Origin of the sequence: Roseburia sp. TF10-5, assembly GCF_003462365.1 — a bacterium.
Taxonomy (GTDB): domain Bacteria; phylum Bacillota; class Clostridia; order Lachnospirales; family Lachnospiraceae; genus Roseburia; species Roseburia faecis.
In genome coordinates this window covers 380,036-402,292 of the sequence record NZ_QTYW01000001.1, presented here as the reverse complement: position 1 = coordinate 402,292, position 22,257 = coordinate 380,036, and the positions used below count along the sequence as shown (strand labels likewise).

Below are 22,257 nucleotides of genomic sequence, written 5' to 3'. Positions count from 1 at the left end.
TATCATAGATGAAAGAGATTCTGGCCAAACTGGTAGAGGGAAAAGATCTGACAAAAGAGGAAGCGATGAAAGCACAGGAGCTGATTCTGACCGGACAGGCAACAGAGGCGCAGATTGCATGTTTTCTGACAGCACTCCGCATGAAAGGGGAAACGCTGGATGAGATTACGGGACTGGCAGCCGTATTGCGCAACAAGGCAAATACGATCAGTCCGAAAGTGGCAGATTATGTGGATTTTGTCGGTACCGGCGGAGACTGTACCTATTCGTTTAATATTTCTACAACATCAGCGTTCGTTGTGGCAGCAGCCGGGCTTCCGGTGGCAAAACATGGCAACCGTTCCATTTCTTCTAAAAGTGGTGCCGGAGATGTGTTAGAAGCACTTGGCGTAAATATTTCCGCAGATCCGACTATGGTAGAAAAGTGTGTGGAGACGGTCGGGATCGGATTTATGTTTGCACCGCATTTTAATCCTGCCATGAAGTATGTGGGACCGGTCAGAAAACTGCTGGGCATCCGCACGGTGTTTAATATTTTAGGACCGCTTTCTAATCCATCCCGTGCCAGGGCAATGCTTGTAGGGGTGTATTCCCCGGCACTTACGGAAGTGATTGCGGGAACCATGATGAACCTCGGGGTAGAACGGGGAATGGTTGTCAGCGGAGAGGATAACATGGATGAGATCACACTGACCGGTGAGACCACGGTATCTGAAATTAAGGACGGAAAAGTAGCCACCTATACAATCGCACCGGAACAGTTTGGATTAAAGCGGTGTGAAATCGCAAAACTGCAGGGTGGGGATGGAGCCGTAAACGCACAGATCACCAGAGATATTCTTTCTGGAAAGGAACAGGGACCAAAGAGGGAGATTGTGCTTTTGAATGCAGGAGCCGCTTTGTATATTGGGAAAAAGGCAGACAGTATTGCAGATGGCATTGCACTTGCAGCAAAGACGATCGATTCGGGAGCAGCAGTCAGAACCCTTGAGGCAATGGTACAGGCAACAAACGCATAAGGGTTTGCCTGATACGGAAAACAAAAAAAGAGGCATTTCATGGCATAAAACATGGAATGCCTCTTTTCTTCGTCTTATTTCACAAAATATTGAAAAAAACTTAGTGATTTTTCCAATTTACAGATACAAAAAATTAAAATATAATGAATTACGAAAAAATGCGAAAATAATATATTTCAGGGAGGAGAGAGGGAATGCAGCAAAGGATTCCATATGATGGAAATGATCTGGGTGCTGTGTACACGAAGAAAGGTACGGATTTCCGGCTCTGGGCTCCGACGGCGGATGCAGTAACGCTGTGTCTGTATCAGGAAGGAGACGGAGATTGCCTGTCGGATACCATTCCGATGAAGCGGGATATACAGGGAACCTGGGCGATCCGGGTAGACGGAGATCTGCGGCATGTTTATTATACATACCGTCTGGAGCGAAGTGGAAAAACTGTAGAATCGCAGGACCCATATTCGGTAGCTGTCGGTGTAAATGGACAGCGAAGTATGGTCTTGGACCTAAGAGAGACCGATCCTGAGAATTTTAAAGAGGATCATGGCCCCGCTTTTAAAAACCGCACAGATCTGGTGATCTGTGAGATTTCGGTGTTAGACAGTACCGCAGATGTATCTTCCGGTGTAAAGCATCCGGGAAAGTACCTGGGTTTAACAGAAAAAGGAACCAAAAACAAAGATGGGGAACCAACCGGGCTGGATTATCTGAAATCGCTCGGTATTACGCATGTGCAGATCATGCCAATGTATGATTTTGCAAGTATTGATGAGGCGGCACCAAAGAAGCGGGAGTATAACTGGGGATACGATCCGCTGAATTATAACGTACCGGAGGGATCTTTTTCAACAGATCCGTTCCATGGGGAGGTGCGTATCCGGGAAATGAAAGAAATGATTGCGGCTTTTCACAGGGAGGGCATCGGAGTGATCATGGATGTGGTGTACAATCACACCTATGATCTGGACAGCTGTCTGCAGAAATGTGAGCCGGATTATTATTACCGGATGAACGGAATCAGATATTCCAATGCATCTGCCTGTGGCAATGAAATTGCTTCGGAGCAGCCGATGATGCGCAAATACATCGTAGAATCTGTCTGTTACTGGGCAAGGGAATATCATGTGGATGGGTTCCGGTTTGATCTGATGGGTGTTCTTGATATTGATACCATGAATGAGATCAGCCACAGGTTAAAAGAAATCAATCCATATATCATTCTGTATGGAGAGGGCTGGACAGGCGGTACTTCAACCATGCCGGAATTTAGGCGTGCCATGAAGAGAAACGCGCGTATGCTGGACGGCATCGGAATGTTTTCGGATGATATCCGGGACATGGTGCGCGGACATGTGTTTTATAACAAAGACTGCGGCTATGTCAGCGGAAAGAAAAAAATGAAAGTTGCGGTGCGTTACTGTGCAACAGGAGGTGTGTGGCATCCACAGGTAGATTATGCAGCTTATACCTATGCAGCCGGCGGCACATGGACGGATACACCGGAGAAAGTGATCAATTATGTTTCCTGTCACGACAATCTGACCTTGTGGGATAAACTGCAGATTTCCAGACCGGATTGTGATGCAGGCGAACGCCTTGCAATGAACCGTCTGGCGGCTGCGATGGTATTTACCGCACAGGGAGTTCCGTTTTTCCTTGGGGGAGAAGAGTTTGCACGAACCAAACCGGCCGGAAAAAATGGTGAGATATCCGAGAACAGTTATAATCTGCCGTATGAAACAAATGTACTGCGCTATGACTGGAGCGATGGACAAAAAGGATTGCAGCAGTATTACAGGGGACTGATTGCTTTCCGGAAAGCACATAAAGGATTGCGTATGACAGACGCAGAGGAGATCCGCCAGAATATTCTGTTTATGGAAATGACATCCGAACAGACCATCGCGTTTACAATCCGCCAGCCGGAAGAGACACTTCTGGTGGCATACAATGCATCCGGCAGAAAAGAAACACTCCTGCTGCCGGATGACAGGACATGGACGTTATATATTGATGACCTGCATGCAGGAACCCGGCCAATCGGTTCGGTTCATTCGAACATGGAATTGCCGGCGACTGGCTGTGTGGTTCTTGGGATTAATGAGTTGTCTTGTTGATGTAACTGGTTTTGTATTTGGAGTACACAATCTTCTGGCTCCGGTACAGACCAAAGTATCCGGAGAGCATATAGCTGAAAGCGACAGCCAGAAGAAAATATGGCATGCCGTCATAACCGAACAATTCAAAACTGATTAACAGTGAAGTGATCGGACAGTTTGTGACACCACAGAATACGGCAGTCATGCCGACAGCCGTACAAAGTGTCGGGGATATGCCGGTCAGCGTTCCAAACAGGCAGCCAAAGGCCGCGCCGGTGAAAAAGGAAGGAACAATTTCTCCGCCTTTGTAACCGGCACCAAGAGTCAGTGCGGTAAAGATCATCTTTAACAGGAAGGCTTCCGGACGGACCGTTCCATCAATGCACATCTGGATGATGCCGATACCGGTACCGTTGTAATTCTGGTTCCCGACAAGCATCGTCAGAATGACAACAATACATCCACCGGCAAAGATGCGGATGTAGGGATTCTGGAACAGTTTGCGGTAAATTTCTTCACTTTTGTGTAGAAGAATACAAAAAACAATACTTACCAGTGCGCAGAGTATGGCAAGGATGGAAATCTGCACGGCAGGAAGAATGCCAAAGTCCGGGATGTGCTCGATGGAAAACCATTGGTTGGAAACACCAAACAGGTAAGCAACTCCGTGTGCGACAAGAGAACTGATCACACATGGAACAAGGGCGGTATAGTACATGACGCCGACACTTACAATTTCCATTGGAAGGATGGCAGCAGCCATCGGGGTACCAAAGAGAGCGGAAAACGCAGCACTCATGCCGCACATGATCATGACATGTTTATCTTTGTCGTCAAAACGGAAGAATTTTCCGATTGCGTTTCCGATACTTCCGCCCATCTGCAGGGCAGCACCTTCACGGCCGGCAGATCCGCCGAACAGGTGCGTGATCAGTGTGGAAATAAAGATCAAAGGAGCCATGCGCAGGGGCAGCTCGTCATCCGAGTGGATGGCAGAGATGACCAGATTGGTTCCGGTATCTTTTTCATCGTGCAGCAGGTGATAAGCACCGACAATGATCAGTCCCCCGACAGGGAGCAGATACAACAGCCAGGGGTCCTGCCCGCGCAGCACGGTGACAAATGTCAGACAAAAATAAAATGCGGTGCCGCACAGTCCGACGATACCGCCGACAAGAATTGCAAAAATTACCCATTTGATCGACACCAGTGTACGGTGTGCATTGTGTTTGATTTTATGTTTTATGACATCGTTCATAATTCTTCACCTCATAATCCCTTTTCTTCATACTAGCATTGAAAAATGTTTTTTACAAGGGGACAAAAAGGTGGTATGATATAATTATAGATTATAGATTGGATCTTAGGAGGAATCACTTATGAGAACAAGTGGCGTACTTATGCCGATATCTTCCCTGCCATCACCGTATGGCATTGGAACTATGGGAAAATCAGCCAGAAAATTTGTAGACTTTCTGATAAAAGGAGGTCAGACTTACTGGCAGATTCTGCCGATCTGTCCGACCAGTTACGGAGATTCACCGTATCAGTCGTTTTCCAGTTTTGCGGGAAATCCTTATTTTATTGATCTGGACATTCTCTGCAAGGAAAATTTATTAAAGAAAAAGGAATGTGAGTCATTTGACTGGGGCACAAGCGAGGAATACATTGATTATGGAACCATGTATGTATCACGCTATGCATTGCTGCATAAAGCATATGCCCGTTTTGTAAAAAATATGCCGGAAGATTTTTCGTCATTTTGTGAGGCGGAAAAGGACTGGCTGGAAGATTATACGCTGTTTATGGCATTAAAAGATGCCAATGACGGAAAAGCATGGGCCGAGTGGGATGAGAAACTTCGTGTGCGTGACGCAGCGGCATTGGATGAGGCAAGAAAAAAGTACGCAGAAGATATTGAGTTTTATAAGATGCTTCAGTATCTGTTCTTTAAACAGTGGAGAGAGTTAAAGGCATATGCCAATGAAAACGGAATCGAGATTATCGGAGATGTGCCGATCTATGTGGCCGGAGACAGTGCGGATGTATGGGCAAATCCGAAACAGTTTTATCTGGATGAAGATTTAAATCCGATTGAAGTAGCTGGATGTCCGCCAGATGGATTTTCTGCAGACGGACAGCTCTGGGGCAATCCACTGTTCCGCTGGGATGAAATGAAAAAAGATAACTATGCATGGTGGACCAAACGAATCAAAGCGATGAGCGAGCTGTATGATATTATCCGTATTGATCATTTCCGGGGATTTGATTCTTATTATGCGATTCCAGCCAAAGATAAAACTGCAAAGAACGGAAAATGGAAGCAGGGTCCGGGTATGGATCTGTTTAACCAGTTGGAGAAGAAACTTGGCAAACTTCCGATTATCGTGGAAGATCTGGGATTTTTGACAGATTCTGTCCGCAAACTGTTAAAGGATTCCGGATTCCCGGGCATGAAAGTCATCCAGTTTGCGTTTGACAGCCGTGAGGGAAGTGATTATCTGCCGCACACCTATACCAGTCACTGTGTTGTATATACAGGAACACATGACAATGATACCGTGATGGGATGGATGAAGACCGCACCGAAAGCATCTGTCAAGTTTGCAATCGAATACCTGAACCTGACGGAGGAGGAAGGTTATAACTGGGGTATGATGCGTGCCGCATGGTCTTCCGTTGCAGATATGGCAATTGTTCCGATGCAGGATCTGATCGGACTTGGCTCCGAAGCCCGCATCAACATTCCGTCCACACTTGGAGAAAACTGGAAGTGGCGTGCCCTAGAGGGACAGATTACCAAGGATCTGGCAAAGAAACTCTATAAATACATGCAGATGTATGGACGCATCAATGAAAAAGTGCTTGCTGAGCAGGCAAAGAAAGCAGCAGAGAAGGAAGCAGCAGAGAAAGAAGCTGCAAAGAAGAAGACTTCCGACAAAAAGAAGTCATCTGAGAAATAAATATACAACAGAGTATTTCTGTGAATAAGAATTCTCCCCTTTGCATATAGATTAGATAGATTAATCGAATATGCAAAGAAGGGAGATTTTTTTATGGAGTTTGATTTATATAAAGATATCCAGAAAAGAACGAACGGCGAAATCTACATTGGTGTCGTAGGACCGGTCCGCACCGGAAAGTCAACGTTCATTAAGCGGTTTATGGATCTGTTTGTACTTCCGTACATCGAAGATGAGGAAGAAAAAAAACGGACGCTCGATGAATTGCCTCAGTCAGCCGCCGGGAAAACGATCATGACGACAGAACCGAAATTTATTCCGCAGGAGGCAGCAGAGATCACACTTGCAGATGAGAGCAGTGTCAGTGTGCGTCTGATTGACTGTGTCGGGTTTATGGTAGAGGGAGCAAATGGTCATCTGGAGGGGGACGGATACCGCATGGTACATACGCCGTGGTTCGAGGAGGAAATTCCTTTTTCGGATGCAGCGAGAATTGGAACAGAAAAAGTAATCAAAGACCATGCAACCATTGGTATTGTGGTGACAACGGATGGCAGTATCGGGGAACTTCCGCGGGAAAATTATGTGGAGGCAGAACAAACCGCGGTGGAAAAGCTTAAAGAGATTGGAAAACCGTATGTGATTGTTTTAAATTCCGTGCGCCCATACAGCAGTGAGACACTTGCACTGAAAGAAAGTTTAGAGCAGGAATATCAGGCGGTAGTGGTTCCGGTCAACTGTCAGCAGATGCACCGGGAGGATCTGGTCACAGTTATGAAGGCGATTCTGTTTGAATTTCCGGTTACCCGTGTGGACTTTGCAATTCCGAAGTGGACGGAAATGCTTCCAATGGAACATAAATTAAAGGCAGCCATGATTCAGACGGCATCAAGACTGATGGATGGAATCGGCCGCGTGCGGGATGCAGCGGCTGTGCTTGCCGGGCAGGAATGGGTAAAAAGTGCAAATGAGCAGATGGCAGAGGAAGTCTTTCGTGACATCCAGCTGCAGACGGCAGATCTTTCCAACGGAACCGTGACGATCCGTATGGAGACAACGGAACAGTGCTATTTCTCCTACATCAGTGAGATGACGGGAATGCAGATCGAAGGGGAATATCAGATGATTTCCATGCTGCGTTCCCTCTCCCGGATGAAAAAAGAATACGAGCGTGTGGAAGATGCCATGGCTGCTGTGGAACAGAAGGGGTATGGAGTGGTCATGCCGGGGCTTTCGGATATCCGGATGGAAGATCCGGTGCTGATCCAGCATGCCGGAAAATATGGCGTGAAAATGCGGGCAATTTCCCCGTCCATTCATATGATCAAGGCAGACATTGAGACCGAAATAGCACCGATTGTCGGCAGTGAGGAACAGGCAAATGATCTGATTGCATATATCCGCGAGGGGGAGGAGAGCAAGGAAGGAATCTGGACCACAAATATTTTCGGAAAATCGGTCGGGGAACTGATGGAAGACGGCATCCGCAGCAAGATCCTGCAGATGGATGATGAGTGCCAGCTGAAACTGCAGGATACCATGCAGAAAATTGTCAATGACAGCAATGGGGGAATGATCTGCATCATTATTTAAGAGAAATAAAAAAAGTATGAATTTCAGTTGCTCTTGTTTTATTTTATTTTTGATTCTGTTATACTATTAGTTAATGAAATTCTGTATGTAATTGCAAAAAATAAGGAGAACAAATGAGCAACGAATATGAAACTCTCATGCGCTGTGTGCGCAGCGTGAGGACGAAAACAGATTTTGTGCCGAAAGTGGCACTGGTACTGGGGTCCGGTCTGGGTGATTATGTGTCGCAGCTTCGCGTGGAGGCCGCGGTGGATTATCATGAGATCGAGGGATTTCCGGTATCTACGGTGCCGGGCCATACCGGGCGCTTTGTGTTTGGTTATGTCGGGGATGTGCCGGTTGTGTGCATGCAGGGACGTGTGCATTATTATGAAGGATATTCCATGACGGAAGTGGTACGGCCGATCCGGCTGATGAAACTTCTGGGGGCAGAAGTTCTGTTTTTGACAAATGCAGCGGGCGGAATCCAGCTGGGCATGAAGGCGGGGGATCTGATGCTTCTTACCGGGCAGATTGCAAGTTTTGTTCCGTCGCCGCTCATTGGAGAAAATATAGAGGAACTGGGACCGCGGTTTCCGGATATGAGCCGGATTTATGATTATGATTTACAGAAAATCGCAAAAAAATGTGCGGCAGAGACCGGGGCGGATTTAAAAGAGGGAACGTATCTGCAGTTTACCGGGCCGGCCTATGAATCTCCACAGGAGGTGGCAATGGCGCGTACACTCGGAGCGGATGCCGTAGGAATGAGTACGGCATGTGAGGCTGTGGCGGCGAATCATATGGGGATGCGGATTGTGGGAATTTCCTGTATCTCGAATCTGGCATGCGGCATTTCGCCACAGCCATTGTCACATAAGGAGGTGCAGGAAGCAGCCGATGCGGTGGCTCCGGTATTTCAAAAGCTTGTAACACAGATGATAAAGGAGATTGGAACAACATGCAGGTAATTTTTATACATCACAGCTGTTTTCTGGTGGAAGTGGATGATCTGGTATTGATTTTTGATTATTTTGGCGGGGATCGGGTGAATGGTTTCCACTTTACGGGAAAGATTCCGGATTACGCACCGGATACAAAAATCTATATGTTTGCCAGCCACAAACATCAGGATCATTTTGACATGGATATTCTGCGCTGGAGTGAAAAATATACCAATATACATTATATTTTATCCAAGGATATCCGCATCAGTCCGCATTTTCTGCAAAAGCATGGAATTGACCCGGGGGTGCGGAAAAAAGTGACGTTTGTCTCCGCAAACAACCATTATGAAGTGGATGATCTAAAGATCCAGACCCTGTTGTCTACCGATGCAGGAGTGGCATTTTATGTGAATGTGCGTGGGGTGAGCATCTTCCATGCAGGAGATTTAAACGACTGGAAGATGGAACACGTAGGAGAGCTTATAAACGGAAAACAGGAGCGTGCATTCCGGCACGAGATCCGTAAGCTTGCGGACAAGCCGGTCAATTTTGCGTTTGTCCCGATGGATCCGCGGCTGGGACCGTATCAGACACTCGGAATTGATTTTGTGCTGAAAAACACCGATGCAGAATTTGTTTTCCCGATGCATATGTGGCAGGATTATTCTGCAATCAGGGAATACAAAAAACACATTACAAATCTTGGAATGGCAGACCGCGTAATTGAAATTGAAAGGGAGAATCAGGTATTTCCGTTCGGGGAACTCTAACTCTTGAATTTACAGAAAAATTCATATATAATAATTAAGTTAATGGGGTAACAACAGAGAGGAGAAAACTATATGACAGATTTTCTTTTATGTATTGGCAGATATGTGGTCGAGATGGCTGCTTTGGCTTTGATCGGCGGATTAGGGGCATTTATTGGTATCAGACTCCGCAGGCACAAGGATGCGAAGGCTGACACGACGAAAGAATGATTTTGGAGGAACTGGTAATGAAAAAGAGTTATGGCGTAAATGAGCTGCGCCGGATGTATCTTGACTTCTTCGAGAGCAAGGGACATCTTGTCATGAAGAGCTTTTCATTAGTACCACACAATGACAACAGCTTATTACTCATCAATGCGGGAATGGCACCGCTCAAGCCGTATTTTACAGGACAGGAGATTCCGCCACGCAGACGTGTGACTACATGTCAGAAGTGTGTGCGTACCGGAGATATTGAAAATGTAGGAAAGACTGCGCGTCACCTTACATTTTTTGAGATGCTTGGAAACTTCTCTTTTGGGGATTATTTTAAGCATGAAGCAATTGCCTGGTCATGGGAATTCCTGACAAAGGTACTTGGGCTTGAGGAGGATCGTCTTTATCCGTCCATTTATGGAGAAGATGAGGAAGCATATGAGATCTGGACCAAAGAGGTAGGTGTTCCGGGAGAAAAAATCACACGTTTTTACCGTGATCCTGAGACCGGAGAATGTGACAACTTCTGGGAGCATGGTGCCGGTCCATGTGGTCCGTGTTCTGAAATTTACTATGATAGAGGCGAAAAATACGGATGCGGAAGTCCGGATTGTAAAGTAGGCTGTGAGTGTGACCGTTTCATGGAAGTATGGAACAACGTGTTTACACAGTTTGAAGGGGACGGCAAGGGCGGTTATACCGAGCTTTCCCAGAAAAATATTGATACTGGTATGGGACTTGAGCGTCTGGCAGTTGTTATGCAGGATGTGGATTCCGTATTTGATATTGATACTATGAAAGCGATCCGCGACAAGATTTGTGAGATGTCCGGAAAGAAGTATGAAGTAGATGCCATGGATGACGTATCCATCCGTCTGATTACGGATCATATCCGTTCTTCCACATTTCTTGTATCCGATGGTGTTATGCCAAGCAATGAAGGAAGAGGCTACGTTCTGCGCCGTCTGATCCGTCGTGCGGCACGTCACGGAAAGATGCTTGGAATTGACGGACTGTTTCTTGCAAAATTATCAGAAACTGTCATCAATGAGAGCAAGGATGGATATCCGGAACTGGAAGAGAAGAAAGAATTTATCTTTAAGGTTCTGACACAGGAAGAAGAGAAATTCAATAAGACCATCGATCAGGGACTTGCCATTTTGTCTGACCTGATGGAGGAGATGAAGAAAAACGGCAAAAAGGAACTTTCCGGTGCCGATACATTCAAACTTTACGATACTTACGGATTCCCGGTAGATCTGACCGAAGAAATCCTTGAAGAAAAGGGCTTTTCCTATAATGAGGACGAGTTTAAGGCCTGTATGGAAGAACAGAGGCAGAAAGCCAGAAGTGCCCGTAAAGTGACAAACTACATGGGTGCGGATGCAACGGTTTACGAGCAGATTGATCCTTCCATCACAACAGAATTTGTCGGATACGAGAATCTGACATATGCTTCTAAAGTTACGGTTATGACGACCGAGACCGAGATCGTGGAAGCACTTTCCGATGGGGATGCAGGAACCATTATCGTAGAGAAGACTCCGTTTTATGCCACGATGGGCGGTCAGCAGGGTGATAAGGGACAGATCCGTACGGCAGACGGCGTATTTCAGGTAGAGGATACGGTTAAGCTTCTGGGCGGTAAATACGGACATATCGGGCATATGGTGTCCGGCATGATCCATACCGGCGAGGAAGTGGAACTGATGGTAGATGCAGACCTTCGCGCAAAGACCTGTGCAAACCATTCTGCAACCCATTTACTGCAGAAAGCACTCCGCGAAGTGCTGGGTACACATGTCGAGCAGGCGGGTTCTTATCAGGACAGTGAGCGTACCAGATTTGATTTCACCCACTTTGCAGCCATGACTCCGGAAGAGTTACAGAAAGTGGAAGACATGGTCAATGAAAAGGTCAACGAGGGCATGGAAGTCCGTACCGATATCATGACCGTTGATGAGGCAAAGAAGACCGGGGCAATGGCTCTGTTTGGCGAAAAGTATGGGGAAAAAGTCCGAGTCGTTTCCATGGGAGAGTTCTCCAGGGAGTTCTGTGGCGGTACACATGTAAAGAATACTGCAGAGATCAAGACATTTAAGATTCTTTCAGAGAGCGGTGTTGCGGCCGGTGTGCGCCGTATCGAAGCACTGACTGGTGACAATGTGATTGCATATTACAAAAAGATGGAAGACGAATTTGAGGCAGCGGCTAAAGTTGTAAAATCTACGCCTGCAAACTTGAAAGAGCGCCTGGATCATCTGACTGCGGAGCTGAAAGAGCTGCAGAGTGAGAATGAGGCGTTAAAGAGCAGGGCAGCAAAGGATGCACTTGGGGATGTGATGAATCAGATCCAGGAGGTCAAAGGTGTGAAGCTTCTGGCAACCAGCGTATCCGGTGTGGATATGAATGGTCTGCGTGATCTCGGTGACCAGCTGAAGGACAAGATCGGTGAGGGCGTCGTAGTGATCGCATCCGATTGTGACGGAAAGGTAAACCTGATTGCCATGGCAACCGATGCAGCGATGAAGCAGGGGGCACATGCCGGTAATCTGATCAAGGCGATCGCTGGAAACGTCGGTGGTGGCGGCGGCGGACGTCCGAATATGGCACAGGCCGGTGGAAAGAATCCGGCGGGTATTCCGGATGCCATTGCACAGGCGAAGACGGCACTGGAAAACATGTTAAAATAATCTATAACTGATAACACTTAAAAGAATATAATAAAAATGCAAAAAACAGGTAAAAAAGCGCAATAAGAATGCGATTTTACCTGTTTTTTGCAAATATTTATAGTATAATAACAGTAGATCCACTGTGAAATTTGTGTATATACAACAAAAGGTGGAAACGACATGAAGAAAGGGAGAGACTTTATGAAGAGAAAGAGGTTATTGTCAGCCGTGCTGGCAGGAATCTTTGCCGTGTCCATGCTGGGCGGCTGCGCATCGGCGGTGCCTCAGGGTGCAACGGAGACCACGCAGGGCGGTGCACAGGAGACGGACAGGACGAGCGGAACGGTAAAACTGAGAGTGTGGGCAGAGGAATCAACGTATGATGCGTTGAATAAGATGATCGACAGTTTCAAAGAAGAGTATAAGGGTCAGGCAACTTTTGATATCACCCTGGAACAGAATGCGGATTCCGATACGCGTGACAATGTGCTTGGAGATGTGCATAACGCAGCTGATGTGTTTATTCTTGCAGATGACCAGGTGGCTTCTATGGTGGCCGGCGGTGCATTGTATCCGGTTCCGAATGCGGACGAAGTGAAAAAAGCAAATGTGGAGGGCGCAATAGACGCTGCCACAGTTAATGATACGCTTTATGCATATCCCATGACTGCAGACAATGGGTATTTTTTGTATTATAACAAAAAGTACCTGAGCGATTCGGATGTCAAAACCCTTGACGGCATTTTAAAAGTAGCAGAAAAAAATCATAAGAAGTTTACGATGGACTGGTCTTCCGGCTGGTATCTGTATTCGTTTTTCGGAAATACAGGACTGGATTTCGGTGTCAATGATGACAATGTGACAAACCACTGTGACTGGAATTCCACCGAAGGGGAGATCAAAGGCGTGGATATTGCGCAGGCGATGCTTGACATCAGTTCCAGCAGTGGATTTGAAAATGCGGTGAATGAAGATTTTATTAAAGATGCCAAAAAAGGCAGTGTAATTGCAGGGGTAAGCGGTGTATGGAGTGAGACCGAACTGAAAAATATCTGGGGAGATGATCTTGGCGCAGCCAAGCTTCCGACCTATACCGTGGCAGGGAAACAGGTACAGATGGCTTCCTTTACCGGCTATAAGCTGATGGGAGTCAGTGCTTATTCGGCAAATCCACAGTGGGCAGCAAAACTGGCAGACTGGATGACCAATGAGCAGAACCAGACTGTCCGGTTTGAGATGAACGGACAGGGACCTTCCAATACAAAGGCGGCGGATTCGGATGCGGTTAAGGCTTCCCCATCCATTCAGGCGGTGATTGCACAGTCGGAATTCGGAAAACTGCAGCGTGTCGGAAACAGTTACTGGGATGCAAGCAAGGCATTCGGGAATACGATGGCAGCAGGAAATCCAAACCACGTAAAGTTACAGGAACTGATGGATAATCTGGTCAGTGGTATTACAAAATCAGTAGCAGGCTAAGAGGTGGGAGTATATGAATCAGAAAAAGAAATTAAGTACCAAACTTATCATTTTAATTCCGGTATTTATACTTGGAATATTCAGTATCATCTCGAATGTGATGTCTGTTTCTAATATCAAGAACGTTAACCGGAGTGCCGTACAGATTTCGGAAGTATCTTTAAAGAATGTTTCGAGTCTGGCAGAAATCCAGAGACAGACGCAGGACATGCATAATCTGGGACTGTCCCATATTATAGCGGTGGATCTGGATTCCATGATCCAGCTGGTGGAAAAAATCCGCAGTCAGGAAGATGCATTGGAGAAAGATCTGGAAAGTTACAAGATATACGTGACACCGGATACCAAAAAAGAATACAATGATATCAAAAAAAATTACGAAGAATTAAAGTATGAATGTGCCAATGTTATGGCATTTTCCGCAGCAGGGAAAAGTGAAGATGCCTATGAACTTGCCAATGGAAAAATCAGCAAGTGTGCAGATGCCATTGAGTCGGATATCGAAAGTATCAAAAAAATTGTAAACCAGGATGCGGATGCACAGAGACAGAAACTGACATCTGCATACCATAGTTCAATCGGAACAAGCATAGTGACGATTCTGATTAGTATTGCGGCACTTTTTTCAGCAATGGTGGCAGTGCTTCGGTGGGTAATTTATCCGCTTGCAAATACGAACAGGGAAATAAATGAGATTATTTCCGAAATTGATAACCGGCAGGGTGACCTGACCCGCAGGGTTACCATTACCAACAACAAAGAAGTAGCATCTGTCGGTGGAGGCATCAATGCTTTTATGGCAAAGCTGCAGGAGATTTTCCGGATGATCAGCAGCAATTCCAGGGAACTTGAGGGCGTTGTAAATGAAGTGCGTGAGAGTGTACAGACTTCCAATGGAAGTGTGTCCGATCTGTCCGCACTGACGGAAGAACTTTCTGCAACGATGCAGGATATTTCCGACAATGCTTCACGGATTAATGAAAATACCGAATCGGTTGCTGGTGAAGTCAAGTCAATTGCAGAAAAAACGATTGAAATTAATCAGTATACAAAAGAAATGAAAGAGCATGCAGAGGCAATGGAACATGCTGCGCGTGAAAATATGGATACAACAGGTACGAAGGTAAATGACATTGTTTCCGTGCTGAGTCAGGCAATTGAGGACAGCAACAGTGTCAATCAGGTAGACAATCTGACAAACGACATCTTAAATATTGCAAGCCAGACAAACCTGCTTGCATTAAACGCATCCATTGAGGCTGCCCGTGCCGGGGATGCAGGAAAAGGATTTGCAGTGGTTGCCTCCGAAATCAGCCAGCTGGCAGCCGCCAGTCAGGAAGCGGCTAACAATATCCAGAGCATCAATGCCATTGTCATAACTGCAGTACATAATCTTGCAGACAATGCAAACGGACTGGTAGAGTACATGAATGAAAAAATCCTGCCGGAATTCCAGAAATTTGTGGAATCCGGTGGCGCATATCATGACAAGGCAACATTTATCGAAGGTGTCATGGCAGATTTCGAGGCAAAGACGGATTCTTTACAGAATTCCATGGATGAGATTGCAAATTCCGTAAATACGATTTCCCATGCGATCGAGGAAGGCGTCAGTGGAGTCGTTTCAGCAGCGGACAGCACACAAGTTCTTGTATCCGATATGGATAAAATTTCCAAGAAGATGGATGAGAACTTTGCGATTGCAGAGGGATTGAAGAAAGAAACTTCCGTGTTTACAAAGCTTTAAGCATGTGGAAGAAAAAAACTATGCAAATTTCGGAAAAACTATTGACAAATCAGGATATTTTGTTAAAATAATCGATAGTGCAATTAAGATTACCTTACAGTTGATGCACAATATCGCAACTGGAGGGAGGTTAGGAAAGAATGTCTAGTGTAATCGTAAAAGAGAATGAGACTTTAGATAGCGCATTACGTCGTTTCAAGAGAAACTGTGCGAAGGCTGGTATCCAGCAGGAGATTCGTAAGAGAGAGCATTACGAGAAGCCAAGCGTAAAGCGTAAGAAGAAATCTGAAGCTGCTAGAAAAAGAAAATACAACTAATGTATTTAACCCCGCGGGATAACTCGCGGGGTGCTTTTTTGCAGAAATGATCAGGATGAGGTGAACCATGAATCAAAATCTGAAAAAAATGATAAGCTATTACAAACCCTACCGGGCAGTTTTTGCGGCAGACATGTTATTTGCGACACTTTCTGCGGCAGTGGCACTGACTATTCCACTGGTTGTGCGGTATGTGACATCGACTCTGATTTATCAGCAGCCCCAGATGATGCTGCGGAAACTTTTTTTGATTGGCATCGGATTGTTTGTGCTTCTGGCATTGGACTGTTACAGCCGGTTTTTTATCGGAAATTATGGACATGTGATGGGGGCAAAGATGGAATATGACATGCGGGCCGAATTGTTTGGGCATCTGCAGAAACTGTCTTTTTCCTTTTATGATGATGCAAAAGTCGGACAGCTGATGAGCCGTGTGACGGCAGATTTATTTGATATTACAGAACTGCTGCACCATGGTCCGGAGAATATTATCCTGTCGGTATTAAAGATAGTGGGAGCGTTTGTGATCCTGCTCAACATTAATGGATGGCTTGCGCTTGCCGCGTTTGCAGTGCTTCCGGTTATGTTTGTATTTGCATTTGCGTTAAATAAGCGGATGCGCCGGGCCTTTCAGCAGAACCGCATTAAAATTGCCGAGATTAATGAACAGATCGAGGATAATCTGTCAGGTATCCGTGTGGTGAAATCGTTTGCCAATGAGGCAATTGAAAACGAAAAATTTCGTCATGGGAATGACGGATTTCTTGCGGCAAAGAAGAACAGTTATCATTACATGGGTAGTTTTCAGGCCGGGGTTGGCGTTTTTACAACACTGATTCAGGTAAATGTCATCCTTGCCGGAGGGGTTCTCATTGCAAAGGGAATGGTCACGGTCAATGATCTGGTTACGTTTTTGCTGTATATTGGGGTATTTACGGATCCAATCCGGACACTGGTGGACTTTACCGAGCAGTTTCAGAATGGCTATACGGGATTTGAACGGTTTCAGGAAATTATGAATATCGAACCGGAAATCCAGGATGCAAACGATGCGGTAGCACTGACCGATGTGAAAGGAACCATTGATTTTGAAAATGTTTCTTTTCAGTACAAAGACAATCAGGAGAAGGTGCTTAACCGGATCAATCTGCATGTGCCTGCAGGGTCATATATGGCACTGGTGGGATCATCCGGTGCCGGAAAGACAACGCTTTGTTCCCTGATTCCGCGATTCTATGATGTAACCGGGGGATGTATCCGCGTGGATGGGAAAGATGTCCGTAAGGTGACGTTAAAGAGCCTGCGTGACCACATCGGAATGGTGCAGCAGGACGTATACCTGTTTGCGGGAACAATTTTTGAAAATATACGATATGGAAAGCCAGATGCGACAAGGGAAGAAGTGATTGCCGCTGCAAAAAATGCCAATGCCCACGAATTTATCATGGCATTTCCCGATGGATATGATACAGATATCGGACAGCGTGGAATTAAGCTCTCCGGAGGACAGAAGCAGCGGCTTTCCATAGCCCGTGTCTTTTTGAAAAATCCACCGGTTCTGATCTTTGATGAGGCAACTTCCGCACTGGATAACGAGAGTGAGAGGGTCGTACAGGAATCATTGGAGAAACTGGCAAAGAACCGTACGACATTTGTGATCGCCCACCGTCTGACAACGATCCAGAATGCACAAAAAATTTTGGTTCTGACAGAAGACGGGATTGCGGAATCCGGTTCCCATGAAGAACTGCTGGCACGGGGCGGTGTGTATGAAAAACTTTATCATATGCATTATTAGACCGGCTGTGTCACAACTTGCATTATTATAAAAAAACGAGTAAAATAGAATAGATTTTGAAAAAACAAAAAGGAGTGGATTATCATGACAAAAATAGATATTATCTCCGGATTCTTAGGAGCCGGAAAAACAACTTTTATCAAAAAGATGATAGATGAGGCATTTACCGGGGAAAAGATTGTCCTTATCGAGAATGAATTTGGCGAGGTCGGCATTGACGGTGGTTTTTTAAAGGATGCAGGAATCCAGATTACAGAGATGAATTCCGGATGCATCTGCTGTTCTTTAGTTGGTGATTTCGGAAAGAACTTAAATGAAGTCATCACCAAGTATCATCCGGACCGTATTTTGATTGAGCCATCCGGAGTCGGTAAGCTTTCCGATGTTATGAAGTCCGTGATTGATATTGAAAAAGAGCAGGATGTAAAATTAAACGCACTGGTAACGGTTGTAAACGCGCTTAAGGCGAGCAAGCAGATGAAGGCGTTCGGTGAGTTTTTCAACAACCAGATCGAGTATGCGACAACTGTCATTTTAAGCCGCAGCCAGAATGCAACACCGGAACAGCTGGAGTTTTGTGTCAATAAAATTCAGGAACTGAATCCAAAGGCTGCCATTATTACAACAGACTGGGCAAAATTATCCGGAGAACAGATTCTTAAGGTAATAGAAGGACAGGATAATCTGGAGATGAAGGCTCTTGCCGAGGCACATCATGCAAAGGAAGAGGCAGAACATGAGCATGAGCACCATCATCATGACCATGACCACGAAGAACATGAGCATCATCATGACCATGACCACGAAGAACATGAGCATCATCATGACCATGACCACGAAGAACATGAGCATCATCACGATCATGACCATGACCATGAGCATGATGAAAACTGTACCTGTGGCTGCCATGACCATGAGCACCATCACCATCATCATGCAGATGATGTATTTACCAGCTGGGGCAAGGAGACACCGCACAAATTCGAGCGTGCAAAACTTGAGGAAGTACTTAAGAAGTTTGTCGATTCTGACAATATCCTCCGCTCCAAAGGTATGGTGGAGAGTACCGATGGTACCTGGCTGTACTTTGATATGGTTCCGGGCGAGTATGAGATCCGTGAGGGTGAGCCGGATTACACCGGACGTATCGTGGTAATCGGAACGGAGATTCATGAGGATGAATTACTGAAGACATTTGGTCTTTAAAATGCTGTAAACCCCAATAAAAATGTAAGGAGAGCAATTATGGCACAGGATATTCCGGTATATTTATTTACAGGATTTATGGACAGCGGAAAAACAACTCTCGTAGAAGAAACGCTGTTTGAGAATAACTTCGGTGATGGTTCGAAAGGAATTATCATCATGTGCGAAGATGGCGAGAAAGAATATGACGAAGCAAAACTGGCAACCATCAACTTCAAGCTGGTAACGGTCGAAGAGGAAGAGGATTTTACGCCTGCAAAACTGCAGGAAATCCAGGACACCTATCAGCCGGAACAAATTTTTATCGAGTACAACGGCACCTGGGGGATGGACAAGCTGCTTGAGGCAAAAATGCCGGAGGGCTGGGTGATTGTACAGTCACTGGCAACCGTAGATTCCACGACGTATGATCTGTATATGAACAATATGCGTGCAATGATGCAGGAACAGGTTTTTTCCAGTGATGTGGTTATTTTTAACCGTACAGATGATGATACCGATCGCGGACATCTGCGCCGTACCATTAAGAACATCAACCGGAAAGCGCAGATCGTCTATGAGCGCAAGGACGGAACGATTGATGAGCGTCCGGAGGAATTACCGTTTGATATCAATCAGGATGTGATTGAGCTGACCGATGCGGATTATGCGATCTGGTACATGGATGCCATGGAAAATTACAAGAAATACGATCGCAAGAAAGTAAAATTTCTGGCTCTGGTATATAATCCGGATAAACTCAAGAAAGGCGTGTTTGTTCCGGGACGGTTTGCGATGACCTGCTGCATTGAGGATGTGACATTTATCGGTTTCAAATGTAAATATGACCGGGAAGAGGAACTTCCGCACAAGTCATGGATTACAATTACGGCAGAGATTCGTGTCGAATTTGCACGGGAATATAAGGGAAAAGGACCGGTTCTTTACCCGGTTTCCATCGAAAAAGCCCAGAAACCGGAAGATGAGCTTGTATATTTTTCGTAAAAAGTCGTTGCGAAAAGTGAAGAAGTCATATACAATAAAGAGGTGTGTTATGCACCTCTTTTTGTATTCAGCAGAAAAAGAGAACAGGGATTAGATTAAATTTATTACATACAGGAGGCAGTTTATGTACCCGATTGTTCGAAAAGAAACATTGGCAGATAACATTATCCTGATGGACATCAAGGCACCGCGTGTGGCCAATGAGTGTCTGCCGGGACAGTTTATCATTGCAAAGACAGATGAAGTAGGAGAGCGTATTCCGCTTACGATCTGTGACTATGACAGAGAGAAGGAGACTGTCACCATCGTGGTACAGACGATTGGCGCAGGAACCGAGCGTATGATGGCCTTAAATGAGGGCGATGCTCTCGAAGATTTCGTTGGACCTTTGGGATGTCCGTCCGAACTCTGTGAGGAGGAGAACCTTGAGGAGACCAGAAAAAAGAAAATTGTATTTATCGCAGGAGGTCTGGGAACCGCACCGGTATACCCCCAGGTAAAATGGCTGCATGAGCACGGAATTGATGCAGACGTGATCATGGGTTCCCGTACCAAGGATCTGCTTTTTTATATGGATGAGATGAAGGCAGTAGCGGGAAATGTATATGTATGTACGGATGACGGTACTTATGGATTTCACGGAAATGGCTGCCAGCAGTTACAGGCATTGATCGATGAGGGAAAACATTATGATGTATGTGTCGCAATCGGACCGATGATCATGATGAAATTCGTTACCATCCTTACCAAGAAGCTTGAGATTCCTACCGTTGTATCCATGAACCCGATCATGGTAGACGGAACCGGTATGTGTGGAGCATGCCGTCTGATGGTTGGCGGAGAAGTAAAATTCGCATGTGTTGACGGACCGGAGTTCGACGGACATCTCGTTGACTTTGATCAGGCAATGAAGCGTCAGCAGCAGTATAAGACAGAAGAAGGCAGAGCAAAGCTCGCATATGAAGAGGGCGCTACCCATCACGGTGGATGCGGCCATTGCGGAGGTGACAAGTAATGGAAGGATTAGTCAGAGTACCGGTTCGTGAGCAGGAACCAAAGGTTCGTGCTACGAATTTTGAGGAAGTATGTTATGGATACAACGAGGAAGAGGCAGTTGCAGAGGCTTCCCGTTGCTTAAATTGTAAAAACGCACAGTGTATGAAGGGATGTCCGGTTTCTATCAATATTCCGGCATTTATCGCACAGGTCAAGGAGCGCAATTTTGAGGAGGCTTATCATATTATCTCCGAGTCTTCCGCACTTCCGGCTGTCTGTGGACGTGTCTGCCCACAGGAGAGCCAGTGTGAAGGTAAATGTATCCGCGGTTTCAAGGGTGATCCGGTTGCCATCGGTAAATTAGAGCGTTTCGTTGCAGACTGGGCACGCGAGCACGGTATCAAGCCAAAGAAAGCAGAGAAGTTAAACGGACACAAAGTAGCTGTGATCGGTTCCGGCCCTGCAGGTCTGACCTGTGCCGGAGATCTGGCAAAGCTTGGCTACGATGTGACCATTTTTGAAGCACTGCATCGTGCCGGTGGTGTGTTAAGCTACGGTATTCCGGAGTTTCGTCTTCCAAAGGACAAGGTTGTAGCAGCCGAGGTAGAAAACGTAAAAGCACTCGGTGTGGATATCGAGACCAACGTTGTCATCGGTAAATCCGTAAAGATCGATGAGCTGATGGAAAAGGAAGGCTTTGAGGCTGTATTTATCGGTTCCGGAGCAGGACTTCCACGTTTCATGGGAATCCCTGGCGAGCAGGCAAACGGAGTATTCTCTGCAAACGAATTCCTGACAAGAAACAACCTCATGAAAGCATTTGAGGAAGGATATGAAACCCCGATTTCCCATGGAAAGAAAGTTGTCGTTGTCGGTGGTGGTAATGTAGCCATGGATGCTGCAAGAACCGCACTCCGTCTCGGCGCAGAGGTACATATTGTATACCGTCGTGGTGAGGAAGAACTTCCAGCGCGTAAGGAAGAAGTACATCACGCAAAAGAAGAGGGAATCATTTTTGATCTGTTGCAGAATCCGACGGAAATTCTTGTCGATGAGAATGGCTGGGTAAAGGGTGTGCGCATCATCAAGATGGAACTCGGTGAGCCGGATGCGTCCGGAAGAAGAAGTCCGGTGGAGATTCCTGGTTCTGAGTATGAGATGGATTGTGATACCGTGATCATGTCACTCGGTACCTCTCCAAACCCACTCATTTCTTCCACCACCAAGGGGCTTGAGACAAACCGCCGCAAGTGTATCGTTGCAACCGAAGATACCGGTGCAACAAGCAAAGACGGTGTTTATGCAGGTGGAGATGCCGTAACAGGTGCCGCTACCGTTATCCTTGCAATGGGAGCAGGTAAGGCAGCTGCAAAGGGTATTGATGAGTACCTTTCCGGAAAGAACAATTAGACAATAACGGATAGAACTGATAAAAGTGGAGACGGCTGCCGCGTAATGTGGCAGCCGTTTTTGTATGAAGAAAAATG

17 protein-coding genes are annotated in these 22,257 nt (G+C 46.0%); 16 read left to right on the top strand and 1 reads right to left on the bottom strand.

All coding sequences use genetic code 11. The features are described 5' to 3' along the window. The first annotated feature begins 8 nt into the window (after positions 1–8). On the top strand, positions 9–1,019 hold the full coding sequence (gene trpD / locus DXD06_RS02010) for an anthranilate phosphoribosyltransferase (protein WP_117830447.1): 1,011 nt from the start codon (positions 9–11) through the stop codon (positions 1,017–1,019). Positions 1,020–1,213: 194 nt separating this feature from the next. Beyond that, a complete protein-coding gene (gene pulA, locus DXD06_RS02005) occupies positions 1,214–3,139 on the top strand; it encodes a type I pullulanase (protein WP_117830446.1) in 1,926 nt (641 codons plus the stop codon). Here the strand turns inward: pulA and DXD06_RS02000 are convergent. Continuing rightward, entirely contained in the window at positions 3,120–4,379 is a 1,260-nt protein-coding gene (locus DXD06_RS02000; RefSeq protein ID WP_117830445.1) for a chloride channel protein, read from the bottom strand. The genes pulA and DXD06_RS02000 overlap by 20 nt on opposite strands. A 121-nt stretch (positions 4,380–4,500) precedes the next feature. On the opposite strand from DXD06_RS02000, the gene malQ reads away from it, so the two are divergent. The 14 genes from malQ to gltA all read left to right on the top strand — a co-directional run bounded on the left by malQ (position 4,501) and on the right by gltA (position 22,180). Beyond that, positions 4,501–6,084 (top strand): 4-alpha-glucanotransferase, encoded by a 1,584-nt coding sequence (malQ, locus tag DXD06_RS01995; RefSeq protein WP_117830444.1) that lies wholly within the window; start codon positions 4,501–4,503, stop codon positions 6,082–6,084. 93 nt (positions 6,085–6,177) lie between these two features. Beyond that, positions 6,178–7,677 carry a stage IV sporulation protein A gene (gene spoIVA / locus DXD06_RS01990; RefSeq protein WP_117830443.1) on the top strand — a complete coding sequence of 500 codons (1,500 nt, stop codon included), beginning with the start codon at positions 6,178–6,180 and terminating at the stop codon, positions 7,675–7,677. A 113-nt stretch (positions 7,678–7,790) separates the two neighbouring features. Then, a complete protein-coding gene (locus DXD06_RS01985) occupies positions 7,791–8,627 on the top strand; it encodes a purine-nucleoside phosphorylase (protein WP_117830442.1) in 837 nt (278 codons plus the stop codon). After that, on the top strand, positions 8,618–9,373 hold the full coding sequence (locus DXD06_RS01980) for an MBL fold metallo-hydrolase (RefSeq protein ID WP_117830441.1): 756 nt from the start codon (positions 8,618–8,620) through the stop codon (positions 9,371–9,373). The genes DXD06_RS01985 and DXD06_RS01980 overlap by 10 nt, the downstream gene beginning before the upstream one ends. Before the next feature lie 72 nt (positions 9,374–9,445). Continuing rightward, positions 9,446–9,583 carry a hypothetical protein gene (locus DXD06_RS17205; protein WP_022046179.1) on the top strand — a complete coding sequence of 46 codons (138 nt, stop codon included), beginning with the start codon at positions 9,446–9,448 and terminating at the stop codon, positions 9,581–9,583. 17 nt (positions 9,584–9,600) lie between these two features. After that, entirely contained in the window at positions 9,601–12,261 is a 2,661-nt protein-coding gene (gene alaS / locus DXD06_RS01975; protein ID WP_117830440.1) for an alanine--tRNA ligase, read from the top strand. Between the two features lie 162 nt (positions 12,262–12,423). Continuing rightward, positions 12,424–13,722: an extracellular solute-binding protein gene (locus DXD06_RS01970; RefSeq protein WP_117830439.1), complete on the top strand. Its 1,299-nt coding sequence runs from the start codon at positions 12,424–12,426 to the stop codon at positions 13,720–13,722. A gap of 13 nt (positions 13,723–13,735) precedes the next feature. Beyond that, the gene (locus tag DXD06_RS01965; protein ID WP_117830438.1) at positions 13,736–15,469 is read left to right on the top strand and encodes a methyl-accepting chemotaxis protein; all 1,734 of its coding nucleotides are present in this window, start codon (positions 13,736–13,738) and stop codon (positions 15,467–15,469) included. Positions 15,470–15,609: 140 nt separating this feature from the next. Continuing rightward, positions 15,610–15,786, top strand: coding sequence for a 30S ribosomal protein S21 (gene rpsU, locus DXD06_RS01960; protein WP_006856185.1), 177 nt, complete (start codon positions 15,610–15,612; stop codon positions 15,784–15,786). Between the two features lie 67 nt (positions 15,787–15,853). After that, complete coding sequence (locus DXD06_RS01955; RefSeq protein WP_117830437.1) at positions 15,854–17,584, top strand: ABC transporter ATP-binding protein; 1,731 nt, start codon at positions 15,854–15,856, stop codon at positions 17,582–17,584. 84 nt (positions 17,585–17,668) lie between these two features. Next, positions 17,669–18,790, top strand: a complete 1,122-nt coding sequence (locus DXD06_RS01950; protein ID WP_117830436.1) for a CobW family GTP-binding protein — start codon at positions 17,669–17,671, stop codon at positions 18,788–18,790. A 39-nt stretch (positions 18,791–18,829) separates the two neighbouring features. Further along, positions 18,830–19,774 carry a TIGR03943 family putative permease subunit gene (locus tag DXD06_RS01945; RefSeq protein ID WP_117830435.1) on the top strand — a complete coding sequence of 315 codons (945 nt, stop codon included), beginning with the start codon at positions 18,830–18,832 and terminating at the stop codon, positions 19,772–19,774. A gap of 124 nt (positions 19,775–19,898) precedes the next feature. Continuing rightward, positions 19,899–20,789 carry a sulfide/dihydroorotate dehydrogenase-like FAD/NAD-binding protein gene (locus DXD06_RS01940; RefSeq protein ID WP_022046172.1) on the top strand — a complete coding sequence of 297 codons (891 nt, stop codon included), beginning with the start codon at positions 19,899–19,901 and terminating at the stop codon, positions 20,787–20,789. Further along, the gene (gltA, locus tag DXD06_RS01935) at positions 20,789–22,180 is read left to right on the top strand and encodes an NADPH-dependent glutamate synthase (protein ID WP_022046171.1); all 1,392 of its coding nucleotides are present in this window, start codon (positions 20,789–20,791) and stop codon (positions 22,178–22,180) included. Before DXD06_RS01940 ends, gltA begins: the two co-directional genes overlap by 1 nt. Positions 22,181–22,257: the final 77 nt, after the last annotated feature.